Source organism: Streptomyces thermospinosisporus, assembly GCF_039526425.1.
In the GTDB taxonomy this organism is placed as follows: Bacteria; Actinomycetota; Actinomycetes; order Streptomycetales; family Streptomycetaceae; genus Streptomyces; species Streptomyces thermocarboxydovorans.
Window position 1 is genome coordinate 1 of the sequence record NZ_BAAAIZ010000103.1, and the last position, 14611, is coordinate 14611.

15 protein-coding genes are annotated in these 14611 nt (G+C 72.8%); 8 read left to right on the forward strand and 7 right to left on the reverse strand.

Features of this window, described 5'->3' with window-relative positions:
- Positions 1 to 847: 847 nt before the first annotated feature.
- Positions 848 to 1159 carry a S1 RNA-binding domain-containing protein gene (locus ABD207_RS27600; RefSeq protein WP_344015907.1) on the forward strand — a complete coding sequence of 104 codons (312 nt, stop codon included), beginning with the start codon at positions 848 to 850 and terminating at the stop codon, positions 1157 to 1159.
- Between the two features lie 189 nt (positions 1160 to 1348).
- On the opposite strand, the gene ABD207_RS27605 is transcribed toward ABD207_RS27600, so the two are convergent.
- Entirely contained in the window at positions 1349 to 2248 is a 900-nt protein-coding gene (locus tag ABD207_RS27605) for a LysR family transcriptional regulator ArgP (protein ID WP_344015908.1), read from the reverse strand.
- Positions 2249 to 2317: 69 nt separating this feature from the next.
- On the opposite strand from ABD207_RS27605, the gene ABD207_RS27610 reads away from it, so the two are divergent.
- On the forward strand, positions 2318 to 2935 hold the full coding sequence (locus ABD207_RS27610) for a LysE/ArgO family amino acid transporter (RefSeq protein WP_344015909.1): 618 nt from the start codon (positions 2318 to 2320) through the stop codon (positions 2933 to 2935).
- Between the two features lie 228 nt (positions 2936 to 3163).
- Complete coding sequence (locus tag ABD207_RS27615; protein WP_344015910.1) at positions 3164 to 4456, forward strand: MFS transporter; 1293 nt, start codon at positions 3164 to 3166, stop codon at positions 4454 to 4456.
- Between the two features lie 88 nt (positions 4457 to 4544).
- Here the strand turns inward: ABD207_RS27615 and ABD207_RS27620 are convergent, their stop codons facing one another.
- From ABD207_RS27620 to ABD207_RS27630, 3 genes are all read right to left on the reverse strand, one after another.
- On the reverse strand, positions 4545 to 5000 hold the full coding sequence (locus tag ABD207_RS27620) for a cyclic nucleotide-binding domain-containing protein (protein WP_344015911.1): 456 nt from the start codon (positions 4998 to 5000) through the stop codon (positions 4545 to 4547).
- A gap of 267 nt (positions 5001 to 5267) precedes the next feature.
- Complete coding sequence (locus ABD207_RS27625; RefSeq protein ID WP_344015913.1) at positions 5268 to 6740, reverse strand: aminotransferase class I/II-fold pyridoxal phosphate-dependent enzyme; 1473 nt, start codon at positions 6738 to 6740, stop codon at positions 5268 to 5270.
- An 87-nt stretch (positions 6741 to 6827) separates the two neighbouring features.
- A complete protein-coding gene (locus tag ABD207_RS27630) occupies positions 6828 to 7049 on the reverse strand; it encodes a hypothetical protein (protein WP_344015914.1) in 222 nt (73 codons plus the stop codon).
- A gap of 157 nt (positions 7050 to 7206) precedes the next feature.
- Here ABD207_RS27630 and ABD207_RS27635 point away from each other — a divergent pair, with 157 nt between their 5' ends.
- The 5 genes from ABD207_RS27635 (at position 7207) to ABD207_RS27655 (ending at position 10441) form a co-directional block, all read left to right on the forward strand.
- A complete protein-coding gene (locus ABD207_RS27635) occupies positions 7207 to 7650 on the forward strand; it encodes an ATP-binding protein (RefSeq protein ID WP_344015916.1) in 444 nt (147 codons plus the stop codon).
- A gap of 194 nt (positions 7651 to 7844) precedes the next feature.
- Positions 7845 to 8699, forward strand: coding sequence for a SigB/SigF/SigG family RNA polymerase sigma factor (locus ABD207_RS27640; RefSeq protein WP_344015917.1), 855 nt, complete (start codon positions 7845 to 7847; stop codon positions 8697 to 8699).
- 70 nt (positions 8700 to 8769) lie between these two features.
- Positions 8770 to 9051, forward strand: a complete 282-nt coding sequence (locus tag ABD207_RS27645) for a DUF5133 domain-containing protein (RefSeq protein WP_344015925.1) — start codon at positions 8770 to 8772, stop codon at positions 9049 to 9051.
- Positions 9052 to 9128: 77 nt separating this feature from the next.
- Complete coding sequence (locus ABD207_RS27650) at positions 9129 to 9965, forward strand: DUF1206 domain-containing protein (RefSeq protein ID WP_344015918.1); 837 nt, start codon at positions 9129 to 9131, stop codon at positions 9963 to 9965.
- Between the two features lie 47 nt (positions 9966 to 10012).
- Positions 10013 to 10441 (forward strand): hypothetical protein, encoded by a 429-nt coding sequence (locus ABD207_RS27655; protein ID WP_344015919.1) that lies wholly within the window; start codon positions 10013 to 10015, stop codon positions 10439 to 10441.
- Positions 10442 to 10479: 38 nt separating this feature from the next.
- Here the strand turns inward: ABD207_RS27655 and ABD207_RS27660 are convergent, their stop codons facing one another.
- The 3 genes from ABD207_RS27660 to ABD207_RS27670 all read right to left on the reverse strand — a co-directional run.
- Positions 10480 to 12717, reverse strand: coding sequence for an FUSC family protein (locus ABD207_RS27660; protein WP_425580840.1), 2238 nt, complete (start codon positions 12715 to 12717; stop codon positions 10480 to 10482).
- Between the two features lie 55 nt (positions 12718 to 12772).
- A complete protein-coding gene (locus ABD207_RS27665) occupies positions 12773 to 14134 on the reverse strand; it encodes an NAD(P)/FAD-dependent oxidoreductase (RefSeq protein ID WP_344015922.1) in 1362 nt (453 codons plus the stop codon).
- A 64-nt stretch (positions 14135 to 14198) separates the two neighbouring features.
- A partial coding sequence (locus ABD207_RS27670) for a PP2C family protein-serine/threonine phosphatase (protein ID WP_344015923.1) occupies positions 14199 to 14611 on the reverse strand: 413 nt, incomplete at its 5' end.

Sequence of the window (14611 nt, forward strand, 5' to 3'; positions counted from 1 at the left end):
AGCTCCGGAAAGCAAAAGGGCCCACCGACTCCATCGGCGGACCCTCACGAAAGATCGAGGCTAAGAACAGTGTGCGCTGCCCATCCGTTCTTCGCAGCTCGCAGGAACGTCGCTCTCCCCAATGAGTAGCTTCTTGGCGACCTGGCGGTGTTTTCGTGTGCGACAACCACACGACGGCGAACGCGGTGGCACGCCGTGGGAACGCGTGACACCCCTGTACGACAGAGCCGATGCTGGCCAAGGTCGACCTCAGCCGAGGCCAATGAAGCGCTTGGAGCAGCGAGTCGTGTCGCAAGCCCGAGGAAGGCCAGATGGTTCCATCTCCCGCCTTACTGCGTGGGGCTGAGTCTGCGTCAGTCGGTATCCGTGCGACCAGGGGGGAGGTGCTCTCGAACGGGCTCTTGTCCGCAGGGAGCTGACGGGCCCTTCGATCGGCAGCCACGAGCAGGGTGTCAGCAGGCGTGGACAGCTGCTCATCGGTCCGGGCCCTTTTCGATCCGGTGTCGATTCACAAGCCTGGCGCAGAGCAGCGCTCGTGGCGGTGCGCTGGGTCTCGGCCTGTCCATAGTCGTGTCTTCCCCCGTCAGCGCCACCGGATGCGGGCGCCGCGAGGTTGTAGGGCTGTCGCCGTGACCGACTACCTCGGTCTGTTTACAGGCCCGGCCCGCGATCGGCGCCCAAACCTCGCTCATGCAGCCTGCTCGTAGCACCTGCGCTGCCGGACCGGCTGCACGCGGATCCAGCAATGGCTAGTGCTCTGACCGCATAGGTTGGCCGGTTTGGTGATCGCGGCGGTTGGATGGGGGGTGACCTCCTTTCCGACTGCTGGAGGTGCGGTGGCCGAGCCATGGAACCTGGAGGCCAGACTGTCCTGAAAGCCACACAGCCGGACCCCTTTCAGGTATTCGCCGACACCATCGCGGTGGGGCAGACACTGCCTGGCCAGGTCACCGAGCTGATCCCGTTCGGCGTCTTCGTCCGGGTCGCCGACGGGATCGAGGGACTGGTTCACCTGCGCGAGCTCGCCTGGACGCCGGTGGAGACTCCAGCAGATGTCGTCCAGGTCGGCGACGAGATCACGGTGGTCGTCACCGGGCTCGACCGAGAGCGACGCAGGCTATCCCTCTCCCGACGACAAAGCTCATCCGCCGGCGTGTGACGCGCTGCGTTCCTGCGACGGTTCCCTTGCGCGAGTGCTCCTGAACGTCTGCTCAGCCAAAGGAAGACACACGCCCCAGGCCGGTGAACCTTTGCGGTCACAGCACCGGATCACCGCACAAACTTCATCGGTCAGCTCATGACGAGCGCAATGAACGGATGGACGACACCACCACTGTGTGGACACGAGCTAAGCACGCAGCGCCTGCGCCGCCGTCGCCGTCACCGCCTCGGCGACCGCAGTCAGGGCGGGGGAGTCCAGCTTCCACTGCTGCCAGTACAGGGAGGTGTCGGTCTCGCGGCCCGGGGCGAAGACCGTGAGGCGGCCGGCGCGCAGGAGGGGCTCCGCCTGGGCCTCCGGGACCATGCCCCAGCCGAGGCCCGCGGCGACCGCCTGGGCGAAGCCCTCCGAGGTGGGGACGTAGTGGCGGCCCGCGCTCGCCTCGGCGCGGCCGCCGGTCAGGCGGCGCACGAAGCCGTCCTGGAAGTCGTCCTTGCGGTCGAAGACGACCACGGGCGCCTCGGGCACCACCTCGGCGAGCGGGCCGGACAAGTACCGCTCGGCGAACCGCGGATTGGCGACCGGGAGGTAGCGCATGCGCCCCAGATGGCGCACCGAGCAGCCCGGCACGGGTTCCGGGGAGGAGGTCACCGCCGCCATGACCGTCCCCTCCCGGAGCAGGGCCGCCGTGTGCGCCTCGTCCTCGCGGCGCAGGTCGAACCGGGCCTGCAGCTGAGCCGGTACGCGGGTGAGGGCATCGAGGAACCAGGTCGCCAGCGAGTCCGCGTTCACCGCGATCGCCACCCGGGTCGCCTCCCCGGCGCCGCTCAGGCCCAGCTCCCGGTGGGCGTCCCGCTCCAGCCGGGCCACCTGGCGGGCGAGCCGCACCAGCACCTCGCCAGACTCGGTCGGCCGCACCGGCTTGGTGCGCTGCAGGAGGACCCGGCCGGTGCGCTGCTCCAGCGCCTTGACGCGCTGGCTCACCGCCGACGGCGTCACATGCAGGGCCGCGGCCGCCGCGTCGAAGGTGCCCTCGTCCACCACCGCCAGCAGGGTCCGCACCTGGTCCAGGGGGAGATCGCCGTTCATCACGACAGCTAATGGTACGTAAGAATCATTAGCTGGACTGCATCGGTGCGCGCTCCTAACGTCAACGTCATGACCAGCGCTTTCGCCTCCGCCGCGGCCGGATTCGGTACCGGCCTGTCCCTCATCGTCGCCATCGGTGCCCAGAACGCCTTCGTGCTGCGCCAGGGGATACGCCGCCAGGCGGTGCTCGCCGTGGTGGCGATCTGCACGCTGTCCGACGCGGTGCTGATCGCGCTGGGCGTGGGCGGGGTCGGCGCGGTGGCGGTGGCCTGGCCGGCCGCGCTGACCGCGGTGGCCTGGACCGGCGGCGCGTTCCTGCTCTGCTACGGCGTGCTCGCCGCCCGCCGGGCGCTCAGGCCCGCGGCCGTGGGTCTGGTGAGCGAGGGGGAGGCGGCGAGTTCACGCCGGCGGGCGGTGCTCACCTGCCTCGCCCTGACCTGGCTCAACCCGCACGTCTACCTCGACACCGTGTTCCTGCTGGGCTCGGTCGCCGCCGACCACGGCTCGCTGCGCTGGACCTTCGGCATCGGTGCGGTGCTGGCCAGCGTCTGCTGGTTCGCCGCGCTCGGCTTCGGGGCCCGGCTGCTCGGCCGGTGGCTGGCCCGGCCTGCCGCCTGGCGGGGGGTGGACGGAGTGGTGGCCGCCACCATGATCGTCCTCGGGATCGGTCTCATCGCCGGGGCCTGACGCGGGTGCTCGGCCCCATCGCCGGGGCCTGACGCCGGTGCTCGGCCTCATCACCCGCGACTGACGAGGCGGCCCGGCCTCACCACCGGCGACTGACGGCGGCCCGGCCTCGTCGACGGCGCCTGACGTGGCGGCTCGACCGCATCGACGGGGCCCGGCACCATGCCGGGACGGCGGGCTGCGAGACTGATCCCCGGCCAGGTAGATGTAATCACCAGCGGGACGGTCGTGGACACCAGCGAGAGCGAAGCCGAACGGCGGGCGGAGGAGCCCGCACCGACACGCGAGACCCGGCGGCGGCGCTGGGCGATGGACACCCGGCCGCTGCGCCGCCCCGCCTACCGCCGGCTGTGGACGTCCACCGTCGTCACGGCGGTCGGCAGCCAGCTGACCGCGGTCGCCGTGCCCAAGCAGATCTACGACATCACCGGCTCCTCCGCCTGGGTCGGCACCGCCAGCATCGCGGGCCTGCTGCCGCTGGTCGTGTTCGCGCTGTGGGGCGGCGCGATCGCCGACGCGATGGACCGCCGCAGACTGCTGCTGATCACCAACACCGGTATCGCCGTCACCTCGCTGCTGTTCTGGCTCCAGGCGGTCACCGGCATGGAGTCGGTCGCGGTGCTGATGGTGCTGCTCGCCCTCCAGCAGGCGTTCTGGGGACTCAACGCCCCGGCCCGCAGCGCCTCCGTGGCCCGCCTGGTGCCCGCCGACGAGCTGCCCGCGGCCAACGCGCTGGGCTCCACCGTGATGCAGACCGGGCAGATCGCGGGACCGCTGCTCGCCGGTGCGCTCATCCCGGTGATCGGACTGGCCGAGCTGTACCTGATCGACGCCCTCGCGCTCTGCGTCACCGTGTGGGCGGTGTACCGGCTGCCCGCGCTGCCGCCGCTGAAGGCCACGGTGTCGCGGCGCGCCGGACTGCGGGAGATCGCGGAGGGCTTCCGCTACATCTCCGGGCACGCCGTGCTGCTGCTGTCGTTCCTCGCCGACATCGTCGCCATGGTGCTCGGCATGCCGCGCGCCCTCTTCCCGCAGCTCGCCTCCGAGACCTTCGCGCCCTACGGCGAGGGCTTCGCGCTGGGGCTGCTGTTCGCCGCGATCCCCGCCGGTGCTGTGGCGGGCGGGCTGTTCTCCGGCACGTTCTCCCGGGCCCGCCGGCACGGGTGGATGGTCATCTGGTCGGTGGTGGTCTGGGGCCTGGCCGTCGCCGGCTTCGGGCTGAGCGGCAGCCTGTGGTTCGCGGTGGCCTTCCTGGCCGTCGCGGGGGTCGCCGACATGGTCTCCATGGTCTTCCGCGGCGCGATCCTGCTCTCCGCGGCGACCGACGAGATGCGTGGCCGGATGCAGGGCGTCTTCACCGTCGTGGTGGCGGGCGGGCCGCGTCTCGCCGACCTGCTGCACGGCACGGCGGGCTCCGCCTTCGGTCCGCGCGCGGCCGTGGTGGGGGGCGGGGTCCTGGTGGTCGTGGTGATGCTCGCCCTGGCGGCCGCGATGCCCGCGCTGCGCCGCTACCACGTGTGATCCACGGCCCGCCGCTCGTGGCCCCGTCGACTCCCGCCGCTGCGCCGCTACCGCGTGTGATCCACCCTTGGGGGTCCGGCGTCCGGATCTACAGCGCCCCGCGCCGGTGCAGGGCGTACTGCTCCAGCAGCTGGCCCCGCGTCATCTCCAGCCGGTGCGCCAGGATCTCGGCGACATTGCGCACCAGCGTCAGCCCGAGCCGCGGGTCCTCGTCACACAGCCGGAGCACGGCGGCCGCCTCGAACTCGTAGGCGCGCACCGGGCTGAACGCCTGGGCGCCGAAGTCCCACTGGTAGGGCGGGAACAGCCAGGACCAGCCGAGCATGTCACCAGCGCCCAGGCTGGCGACGGTGATCCGGTGCAGCTCGTTGACCTGCTGGTCAAGGGTGACCGCGCCGGAACGGATGACCCAGAACCGGTCCGCGGTGCCGCCCGCCTCGAAGATCCGGGTGTCCTCCGGGAAGGACACCTCCCGGGCGAGCGCCATCAGACGCTCCCGTTGCGGTGGGGGCAGGGCGGTCAGGAGTTTGATGGCTTTGGTCATGAGGCGCAGCTCCTCGCCGGGGCCGTCGGTTCCGGTGCTTCCCCTACGCCCCATTTCAGCCGCTGCCGCCGTTCGTGGCATCCGGGAGGACGTAAAAAGCCCTGGCTGGACGGGGGAAACCAGCCAGGGCAGCAAACGGTGGTGTACGGGGGACCTGCGCGTCGACCCCATCACCACGTATGTGTGAACGATAAACCATCGGCACGGGTGGTGCGGAACCGGAACCGGGTCACGTGACCTGTTTCACTTCCGTGCCACGACCCGCACTCACCTCCGCGCCACCACCCGCACCGTGTTCAGCCCGGGGTCGGACGCATCCGGCAGGTTCATCCCCGCCTCGTGACCGGTCCGCAGATAGCGCAGCACGGGCTCGGTGAGCCGCTCGCCCGGCAGCACCGCCGGGATCCCCGGCGGATACGGGGTGATCATCTCGGCGGCGACCCGCCCGGCCGCCTCGGCCAGCGGGGCATCCTCCGCCGGGCCGAAGAACGCGTCCCGCGGCAGCAGCGCCTGCTCCATCCGCAGCTCCCCGGGCACCGGCACCTCCACCTCGGGCGTCCGCGGCAGATCCCGCGCCGCCCGGGCCAGGTCCCGCAGCGCCGACAGCAGCTCCCCGGTGGTCTCCCGGTCGTCGCCGTGGGTGATCTGCGCGCCGATCCGGCGGTGGTCCACCAGATGCGCGTCGATGGCCCGCTCCGCACGGAGCCAGTCCGCCGCCCGGTAGCCGGTGATGCCCAGACCGCTGACGTCGATGACACCCGGCAGCGGGTCGAAGTCGTCCGCCAGGCCGGGTCCGCAGAAGTCGGCGCGGTCGTGCACATGCATGCCGTCGATCTCCTCGACCGCCGCACGCACCCCGGCCGCCAGCTCCAGCGTGGCCCCCAGCAACTCCTTGCCGCGCAGCGCCATCTGACGCCGCCACGCGTCCATCCCGGCGAGGATCAGCACCGACGGGCTGGTGGTGCCCAGCAGGTCCGCCCGCATCCCCAGCAGCGCGGGCGGCAGCAGACCGCCCTGCAGATGGAACACCGAGCCCTGCTCCAGACCGCTGCCCATCTTGTGGATGCTGGTCACGCAGATGTCGGCACCCGCGTCCATCGCCCAGGACGGCAGCTCGGGGTGGAAGGGCAGATGCGCGCCCCAGGCCTCGTCCACGATCAGCGGACGCGAACGCCGGTGGCACACATCGGCGACCGACCGGAGATCCGCACAGGCGCCGTACGGGGTGGGGCTGGTGATCAGGGCGCCGCGGGCGTCCGGATGCTCCTCGAAGGCCCGCTCGAACTCCGCGGCCGACGGCGGATGCGCGATGCGCCGCTCGGCGTCCCAGCGGGGCTCCACCCACACCGGCTCGATCCCGGACAGGATCAGCCCCGCCACCACCGACTTGTGGGCGTCCCGGCCGATCAGCAGCTTCTCGTGCGGCCCCGCCACCGACAGCATGGCCGCCTTGACCGACAGGGAACTGCCGCAGGTGCTGAAGAACGTGTGCTCCGCGTGTACCGCGTCGGCCATCAGCTCCTGCGCCCGCTCCAGCACACGCCCGCGGGTGAGCCGGTCGTCCAGACCGCCCGAGGCCAGCACATCGCCCAGGAACACCGCGTCGCCGAGAATCTCGCGGGCGGCCGGATCGGCACCCCGCGCCTGCTTGTGACCGGGCGGCGTGAAGCCGAGGCGTCCGTGGCGGTGATAGTCCTCCAGCGCCTCCAGCACCGGCGCCCTGCTGTGATCGGCACTCATGACCACCGGGTGCCCGAAGACCACCGCGTCAACCAGCCGGCGCCCGGCGCGCGGTGCGGCCCGGGACGACGACGGTGCCCTGCCGCGTCAGCCCTGCACCGGGTGCTTGCCCGGCCGCACGATCTCGTCCAGTACCTCGAGGACCACCTCGTACGCCACCCGCCGCGTCTTCGCCTCGCCGGCCGCACGGGGATCGGTCCGCGCCGCCTCCTCGCCCCTGGCCCGCCACTCGCGCTCCTCGCGCGCCGCGAAGGCCCGCGCCCGCTGGATCCGCCGGAGCAGTTCGTCCGAGTCCACAACGTCGGTCATGTGCACCGCGTACCCCTGTCCGCCACCCGGATGACATGCGCCGGGGAAACACAGGTGAACGGCGCGGCGAGGTTTGGCGGTGCGGGGGCAGGTGAGCCGGAAGGGGTGGACCGGCCGCCCGTGGCGAGGTCCGTCTGCTGCCGACAGGAGCCGAAGGATGTGTGAGGAGAACCCGATCGACCCCGTTGCCGCACCGCCCGGCGCGCGCCGGGCCGCACCGCGGGCGGACTACCGGCCGTGCGACGTACGGCAGGCCGTGCGGCAGGCGGTGGCCGACCGCTGCCGCACCCTGCACTCTCCCTGCGACACCGACGCGCTCGCCGACGCCCTGCTGGTGGCGTCCGAGCTCACCACCAACGCGATCGTGCACGGCGGCGGGGTCACCGACGTCCGCATCGACATCACCGGCCCCGGCATACGCGTCTCGGTCAGCGACCGCAGCGACCGGCTGCCCACCGCCGAACCGGATCCGGAACAGCGGCGCGGCAGCCGCCCCGGCGGCCACGGCTGGCCCATCGTCTGCCGGCTCGCCCGCGACATACGGGTGTCCGACCTGCCCTCCGGCGGCAAGTGCATCACCGCCGTGGTGCCCCTGACCTGAGCCGCGCCGGAGGCTCGCGGTGGATTGCCACACAAAGCGGAGTTTGTTCCCCGGAACCCAGGGCAACCGGACTTTCGTGCTTCGGACCGGAGGCGCGCCGGCGGGACCGGTATGACCGCTGGGGGCCTCCGGCTCTCCTGCGGCCCCGTCCCGCGGCAAACCCCCCCAATACCACCGCTCGGGAGCGAAACCGCATGCTGATCGACAGGCCCACCGACCGCCCCGACACCACGACCGCGACGGCCGCCATCACGCGCCGCCGGCACGACGACGCCCCCGACACGGCCGCCCTCTTCACGCGGCTGGCCTCCCTGGAGGACGGCCCCGAACGGGACGCCGTCCGCGACGAGCTGGTCACCGCCTGGCTCCCCATGGCGCACCGCATAGCCGGCCGTTTCCGCGACCGCGGCGAGTCCGTCGAGGACCTGCGCCAGGTGGCAGCCCTCGGCCTGGTGAAGGCCATCGACCGCTTCGACCCGGAACGCGGAGCCTTCGAGAGCTACGCCGTGCCCACCATCACGGGCGAGGTCAAGCGCCACTTCCGGGACCGCATGTGGGCGCTGCGGGTGCCCCGCCGGGTCCAGGAGCTGCGCAACAAGGTGCGCGTGGCCCGCCGCGAACTCACCCAGAACCCGGGCAGCCCCGAGCCCTCCGTGGCGGACATCGCCGCCCACACCGGGCTCACCGACGAGGAGGTCTCGGCCGGGATGGAGGCGCTGGAGAGCTTCAGCACCCTCTCCCTGGACGCGGAACTCAACTCCGACGACGACGGCTACAGCCTCGCCGACACCCTCGGCGCCTCGGACTCCTCCTACGACGTCGTGGTCGACCGCGAGTCGGCCAAGGCGGGACTGCGCCGGCTGCCGGAGCGCGAGCGCGCCATTCTCTACATGCGGTTCTTCGAGGACATGACCCAGAGCCGCATCGCCGACCGCCTGGGCATCTCCCAGATGCACGTCTCGCGTCTCATCAGCCGCAGCTGCGCCCGCATCCGCGCCGAGGCCATGGAGGAGCGCAGGCCGCGCGGCGGCCAGGCGCCCTCCGCCTGAGCGCCGGGCCACCCCGTCGCCCCCTGACACCCCCTTCAGCTCACCCCAGAACCGGACCGGAAAGAGACACATCCTCAAGCCCGACCCCGCCGTGCTGCGCCGCCTCGTCGACGGGTACGAGCAGCTGCCCCCGGGCAGCACCCGGGAGACGTCCAGCGCGCGGGCCCGCGACCTCGCCTGCACCCTGTGCGTGACCACCGGCACCCGCGACGTGCATCAGGCCCTCAAGACCGCGCACCGCTGGTGCGCCGCCGCCCCGTCCGCGGCGACGCCCGGCCCGGTGACCACCGCGTCCCCTTCCGTGCACCTGCCGGGACCCGCCGCCACGCCCGGACCGTTCACCACCGCCTGAGCACTCGTCGTCACCTGTGGCGACCCCCTTGGGCGTATGCCCGTCCGGCCGGGGCATCCGCAGGGCCGGGAGGCCGCATGAACGCGCGAGTGATGGCATGGCGGGGGCGGGCCGGCGCCCGGAGGGCGGCGAACGGCTCGGTGATGGAGGGGGCCGCGCGGGCGGGACTGACCGCCCGGGGGGTGATCTACCTGCTGGTCGGCGTGCTGGCCCTGCGGATCGCCTTCGGCGACGGCGGACGGCAGGCGGACCGGGGCGGCGCCCTGGCCGAACTGGCCGGCCGGCCGTTCGGCGCGCTGCTGCTGTGGGCGCTGGGCGCCGGACTCGCCGGCATGGCCCTGTGGCGGCTGTCCGAGGCGGTGTTCGGCGCGGTCGGCAAGGACGGACGCAGCGCGCGCAAGCGGCTGATGGCTCTCGCGCGGTCCGTGTTCTACGCGTTCGTCGCCTGGTCCGTGCCGGCCTTCGCCGTCGGCCGTGACACGGGAGGCGGGTCGAGCGACCGGCAGTCGCGGGACGTCACCGCCCGGGCCCTCGAGGCACCGGCCGGGCAGTGGCTGGTCGGCGCGGCCGGGCTGGTGATCGTGGGCGTCGGCTGCTGGATCGGCGTCCAGGCGGCCCGCCGCACCTACCACAAGAAGCTCAAGCTCGGAGAGCTGAGCCCCCGCGCCCGCCGTCTGCTCGACGTGAGCGGAGTCGGCGGCGGCGTGGCCCGCGGCCTGGTCTTCGCCGCGGCCGGTGTCTTCGCGGTGCGCGCCGCGATCGCGTACGAGCCGGATCGGGCCAAGGGCATGGACGACACCCTGCGCAGCCTCGCCGGAACCCCGCTGGGCCCGTGGCTGCTGGTCTGCGTCGCCGCGGGCCTGGTGCTGTTCGGCGTGTTCTCCTTCGCGCTGGCCCGCTGGCGGCGCGTCTGAGGCACCGGATTCCGGATAGGCCGGCCGTATCGGGGAACACGGGACCAATGAGCGAATCCGAGATCCCCCCGGACGGCCGGCCCGTGGACGTCTACCTCGACCTGCTGCGCATCCGGATGGACACCGAGGACTACCGGCTTCTGCTGCGCGTGGTGGAGCCGGTCCTCAAGGCGATCGAGGAACACCGCCTGTCCGGACTCGACGTCGCCCTGGACGGCGGCGACGACGAACTGCCGCAGGAGATCCGCGACGAGGCCGCGCTCGTCATCGCCACCGCCGTCACCGGCCGCCTGGACAACGAGGTGGTCGAGCTGGAGGTGGACGACAGCGGACCGGTCCGCGTCGTCACCGACGCGGCCACCGCCAACGACCCGTCGCGGCTCGACGAGATCGCCGCGTTCATCAGAGAGCGGCACCAGCAGAACGAGGAACTCCGCGGCATCGCCAGGGCGAGCGGTCTGCCCGCGGACTTCTGACGCCTCCGTGCCCCGGGCTCGCCGGTCGGCCCTCGGCGTCAGTCGGTGGCCACCCGCACGCCCAAGGGGCGGGCCAGGCCCACCACCGCCTCGTCCAGACGCTCCAGATGGCGCAGCACGCGGGTGGTGATCCGGCCGTAGCGGGCCGCGGTGTCGCCGCCCGAGCCGCTGAGCAGGGAGGCGATGCTCGGACCCGTCTCCACCCGCCGGTCCGGCTTCCGGTCCGCCTGCTCGTCCTCGACCCGGGCCGCGATCGCCCGGATGTTGCGCACCGTACGGGCCGAGGCCCCCCGCAGCCGCGGGTCCGCCGCGATGGAGGGGTGGGCGGGCAGCAGCTCGGCCGTGGCGGCCAGCGACCGCGCGTGATACGCGCAGGTCTCCAGCAGCGCCACCACGTACTGGGCCGTGCTGCGGCGGGCCCGCAGCGGGGTCACCGGGTGGGTGAGCGGCTGGACCGCCCCGCGCAGATCGCCCAGCGCCTGGTCCAGCTCCCGCGCCTTGTCCAGCAGATCGTCCGCCGGGCCGCCGCTGAGCTGTCCCACCGCCGCCTCGGTGACCTCCGCAAGGCGCTCCAGCACCGTGCCCAGCAGTTCGTTGGTGCGCCGGTCCGTCCTCACCGGCAGCACCAACGCCGCCGCCACCACCCCGCACGCCGCGCCCAGCGCCGTCTCCTCCACCCGCAGCACCAGCACCTCCCAGCTGTAGGTGTGCAGCAGCGTGTAGAGCAGGCCCAGCATCGCGGTCACGAAGAACGACGTCAGCGTGTAGGACAGCGGGGCCGAGTAGAACATCGCGAAGATCAGCACCAGCACCAGCGCGAACGCCGCCACCGTGTGGTGCCCCACCAGCCCGGCCAGCACGATGCCGGCCACGACGCCGAAGACCGTGCCCAGCAGCCTGCGGTAGCCCTTGACCAGGATCTCGCCCGTCGAGGAGGTGTTGAGGAAGACGATCCAGCAGGTGAGCACCGCCCAGTACCAGCGGTCCGCGGAGATCAGCTCCCCGCCCAGGACGGCCAGCGTCGACCCCACCGCGACCTGCACGGCCGCCCGGGTCGTCGGACGCCGCAGCCCCTTCTCCTCCTCCGGCTCGGCCTGCTCGGCGTCGATGGCGGCGTCCTCCGCGTCCAGCTCCTCGCGGGACCGCGTCGTCTCCGCTGACTCGTCCGCCTCCTCCGGCGCACCCTCCAGCGCGATCCGCAGCCCCAGCACGGCGCGCGCGGTCTCGCCGATCGCCCGGAACACGTCCTGCACCGCCGGGGACGCCGCCGGGAGGTTCTCCTCCTCCCGGTAGGCGAGCAGCCGGTTGCGCACCTGCCTCAGCACGTTCTCCGCGGCCTCGCCGCCGGAGCGCAGCACCAGCGCGCGCAGCGCGATCAGATCGCGCCGCACCAGCGCCGTGGACTCCTCAGGACCCGGCAGCCGGCCCATCTCCGGTGCCGGCGCGCCCGGCAGATGCAGCGTCAGGGTGTCCGCCCGCTCGGCGCTGCGCGCCGACAGCAGCACCAGGCCCAGCCGTTCGGCGGCGACCTCCGCGTCCGCGATGCGCCGCTGCACCAGCCGCGCGGTCGCCTCGTCCCGGGTGCCCTCCTCCAGACGGGACTGGATCATCAGCGCCGTCTCGTGCAGCCGCGCGGTGCCCTGGCGGACCTCCTCCAGCGCCTTGTCGACGGCGTCCGGGTCGTCCGGATCCGCCTCCAGCAGCGCCAGATGCGCGGAGACCAGCTGCGCAAGCCGGGCCCGGAACGCCTCCCGCAGCCGCCCCAGCAGGGCCGTGGGCGTCACCGGCACCAGCACGAACCGCACCAGCGCACTGCACGCGAAGGCGACGGCCACCACCGCCCACAGCCCGGGGAGCCCCTCGGGGGAGGCCCCGACGAACAGGGAGATGAAGTACGTCTGGAAGGCGATCAGCCCCAGCGTGGTGCCGCGCTCGCCGAACCGGCGGCCGTAGACCGCACTGAAGATCAGCACGATGAAGAACACGTCGCCCACGACCGGCCGCTGGCTCAGCAGCGCACCCAGCGACACCGACACCAGCGCCACCGGCAGACCCAGAGCCAGCGTCACCGCCTGCGCCCGGCGCTGCTTCTCCCGGATGGCGAACGTGGCGACCATCGACGTCATCGCCCCGGCCACCAGACGGGTGATGCCCGGGCCGAAGGGGGCCAGGACCGCCAGGGTCAGCGCGATGGCGCCGACCGTGCGCAGCCCCGACGTCAGCCGCAGCAGCCCCGGATCGGACGCCGCGATGCGGTCCCGCAGCCTGGACCGCACCGACCGCCCCCCTGACCTCACGCCGCCGGCCCGTACCGGACCCGAGGCCGGCGCCTCACTGCGCCGCGCGGCTCGCCGCCACGTGGGCCCGCACCTCCTCCGGCGTCATGTACTCGTTGGTGTACTCGAAGTCGCGCAGCTTCGCGGGCTTGCGCGCCTGGAACCCGGTGCGCACGAAGTCGTCGCCGGCGACCGCGTTCAGCAGCCAGTTGGTCATCACCCGCGTCTTGGCGACATTGGTGCGCAGCGCCGACCAGTGGTAGCCGCGCGCCACCACCTGCGCCGGCAGGCCGTGCAGCTCGATGCCGAGCGGCTTGGCCACCGCGTCCTTGCCGCCCAGGTCCACCACCAACCCCAAGTCCTTGTGCACATAGGGCCGCTTGGGCTCCCCGCGCAGCGTGGCGATGACGTTCTCCGCGGCATGCCGCCCCTGCCGCATCGCGTGCTGCGCGGTCGGCGGGCACACGGCGCCCTCGCCCTTGCCCTGGTCCGGCACCGCGGCGGCGTCACCGAGCGCGAACACACCGTCGTAGCCGGGCAGGGCCATGTCGGCGGTGACGGCGAGGCGCCCCTTGACGGTCTCCGCGCCCAGCGTGGCGATGAGGGGACTGGCGGCCACCCCGGCCGTCCAGATCAGGGTGTGCGTCGGCACCACCCGGCCGTCGGTGAAGGTCACCTCGTCCGGGCCGGCCTTCTCGATGGAGGTCTTCAGCGAGATCTCGATGCCGCGCCGGGTCAGGATCTGGTGCGCGCTGCGCCCCAGCTTCTCGCCCAGCTCCGGCATCAGCTTCGGCGCGATGTCGATCAGATGCCACTTGATCAGATGCGGGTCCAGCCGCGGGTAGCGCTTGACCGCGGCGTGCGTGAGCCGCTGCAGACAGGCCGCGGTCTCGGTGCCCGCGTAGCCGCCGCCGACCACCACGAACTGCAGCCGCGCGGCCCGCTCGGCCGGGTCGGGGCTGGCGTCGGCCAGGTCGAGCTGCGAGATGACGTGGTCCCGGATGTAGGCGGCCTCGGCGAGGGTCTTCAGGCCGAAGGCGTGGTCGACCAGTCCCGGGATGTCGAAGGTGCGGGTGACGCTGCCGGGGGCCAGCACGATGTAGTCGTACGGCTCGTTGACGATCTCGTCGGTGATGGTGCGGATCACGCACACCTTGGCTTTCAGGTCCACCCCGATGGCACCGCCGGGAATGATCCGCGTGCGGTACTTCCGGCTGCGGCGCAGGGACAGCGCGATCGACTGCGGGGTCAGCACGCCGGAGGCCACCTGGGGCAGCAGCGGCAGATACAGCTGATAGGAGAACGGCGTCACCAGGGTGACGTCGGCTTCGTTCGGGGTCAGTCTGCGCTCCAGCCGGCGCACGCACTCCACACCGGCGAAGCCTGCACCCACCACGAGGATCCTGGGTCGAGTCACGGCGTTCTCCCTTTCTGCGGCCGGCGGCGCCCCGGCGGCGGCGATGTGCCGGAACGCCGACGCCCTACGCGTGCCCCTGCTCAGCACCACGATGCCCGCCCACCGGCCGGAGCGCACCGGGAATCGATCGCTCGTGCAGATGGCACAGCAGCAGGCACACGTCGTCGTCGCGCTCGGAGTCGCTGAGCAGCGGGTGCAGCGTCCGGTCCGCCGCGCCCTCCAGGTCCGCCTCCAGCTCCCCGGGGTCGAACGCCCCGAGCGCCGCCGCCAGTCGGGCGATCCCCGGGTCGATGCCCCGGGCCCGCCGCTCCACCAGACCGTCCGTGTACAGCGCCAGCGTCGAGCCCGGCTCGAGCCGCTCGGTGTGGTCGGCGATGTCCTGCCGCAGCGGGATGCCGAGCATCGCGCCCGGCTTGGCGTCCAGCACCCGCACCCGACCGTCGGGCAGCCGCAGCACCGGCGGCGGATGACCGGCGG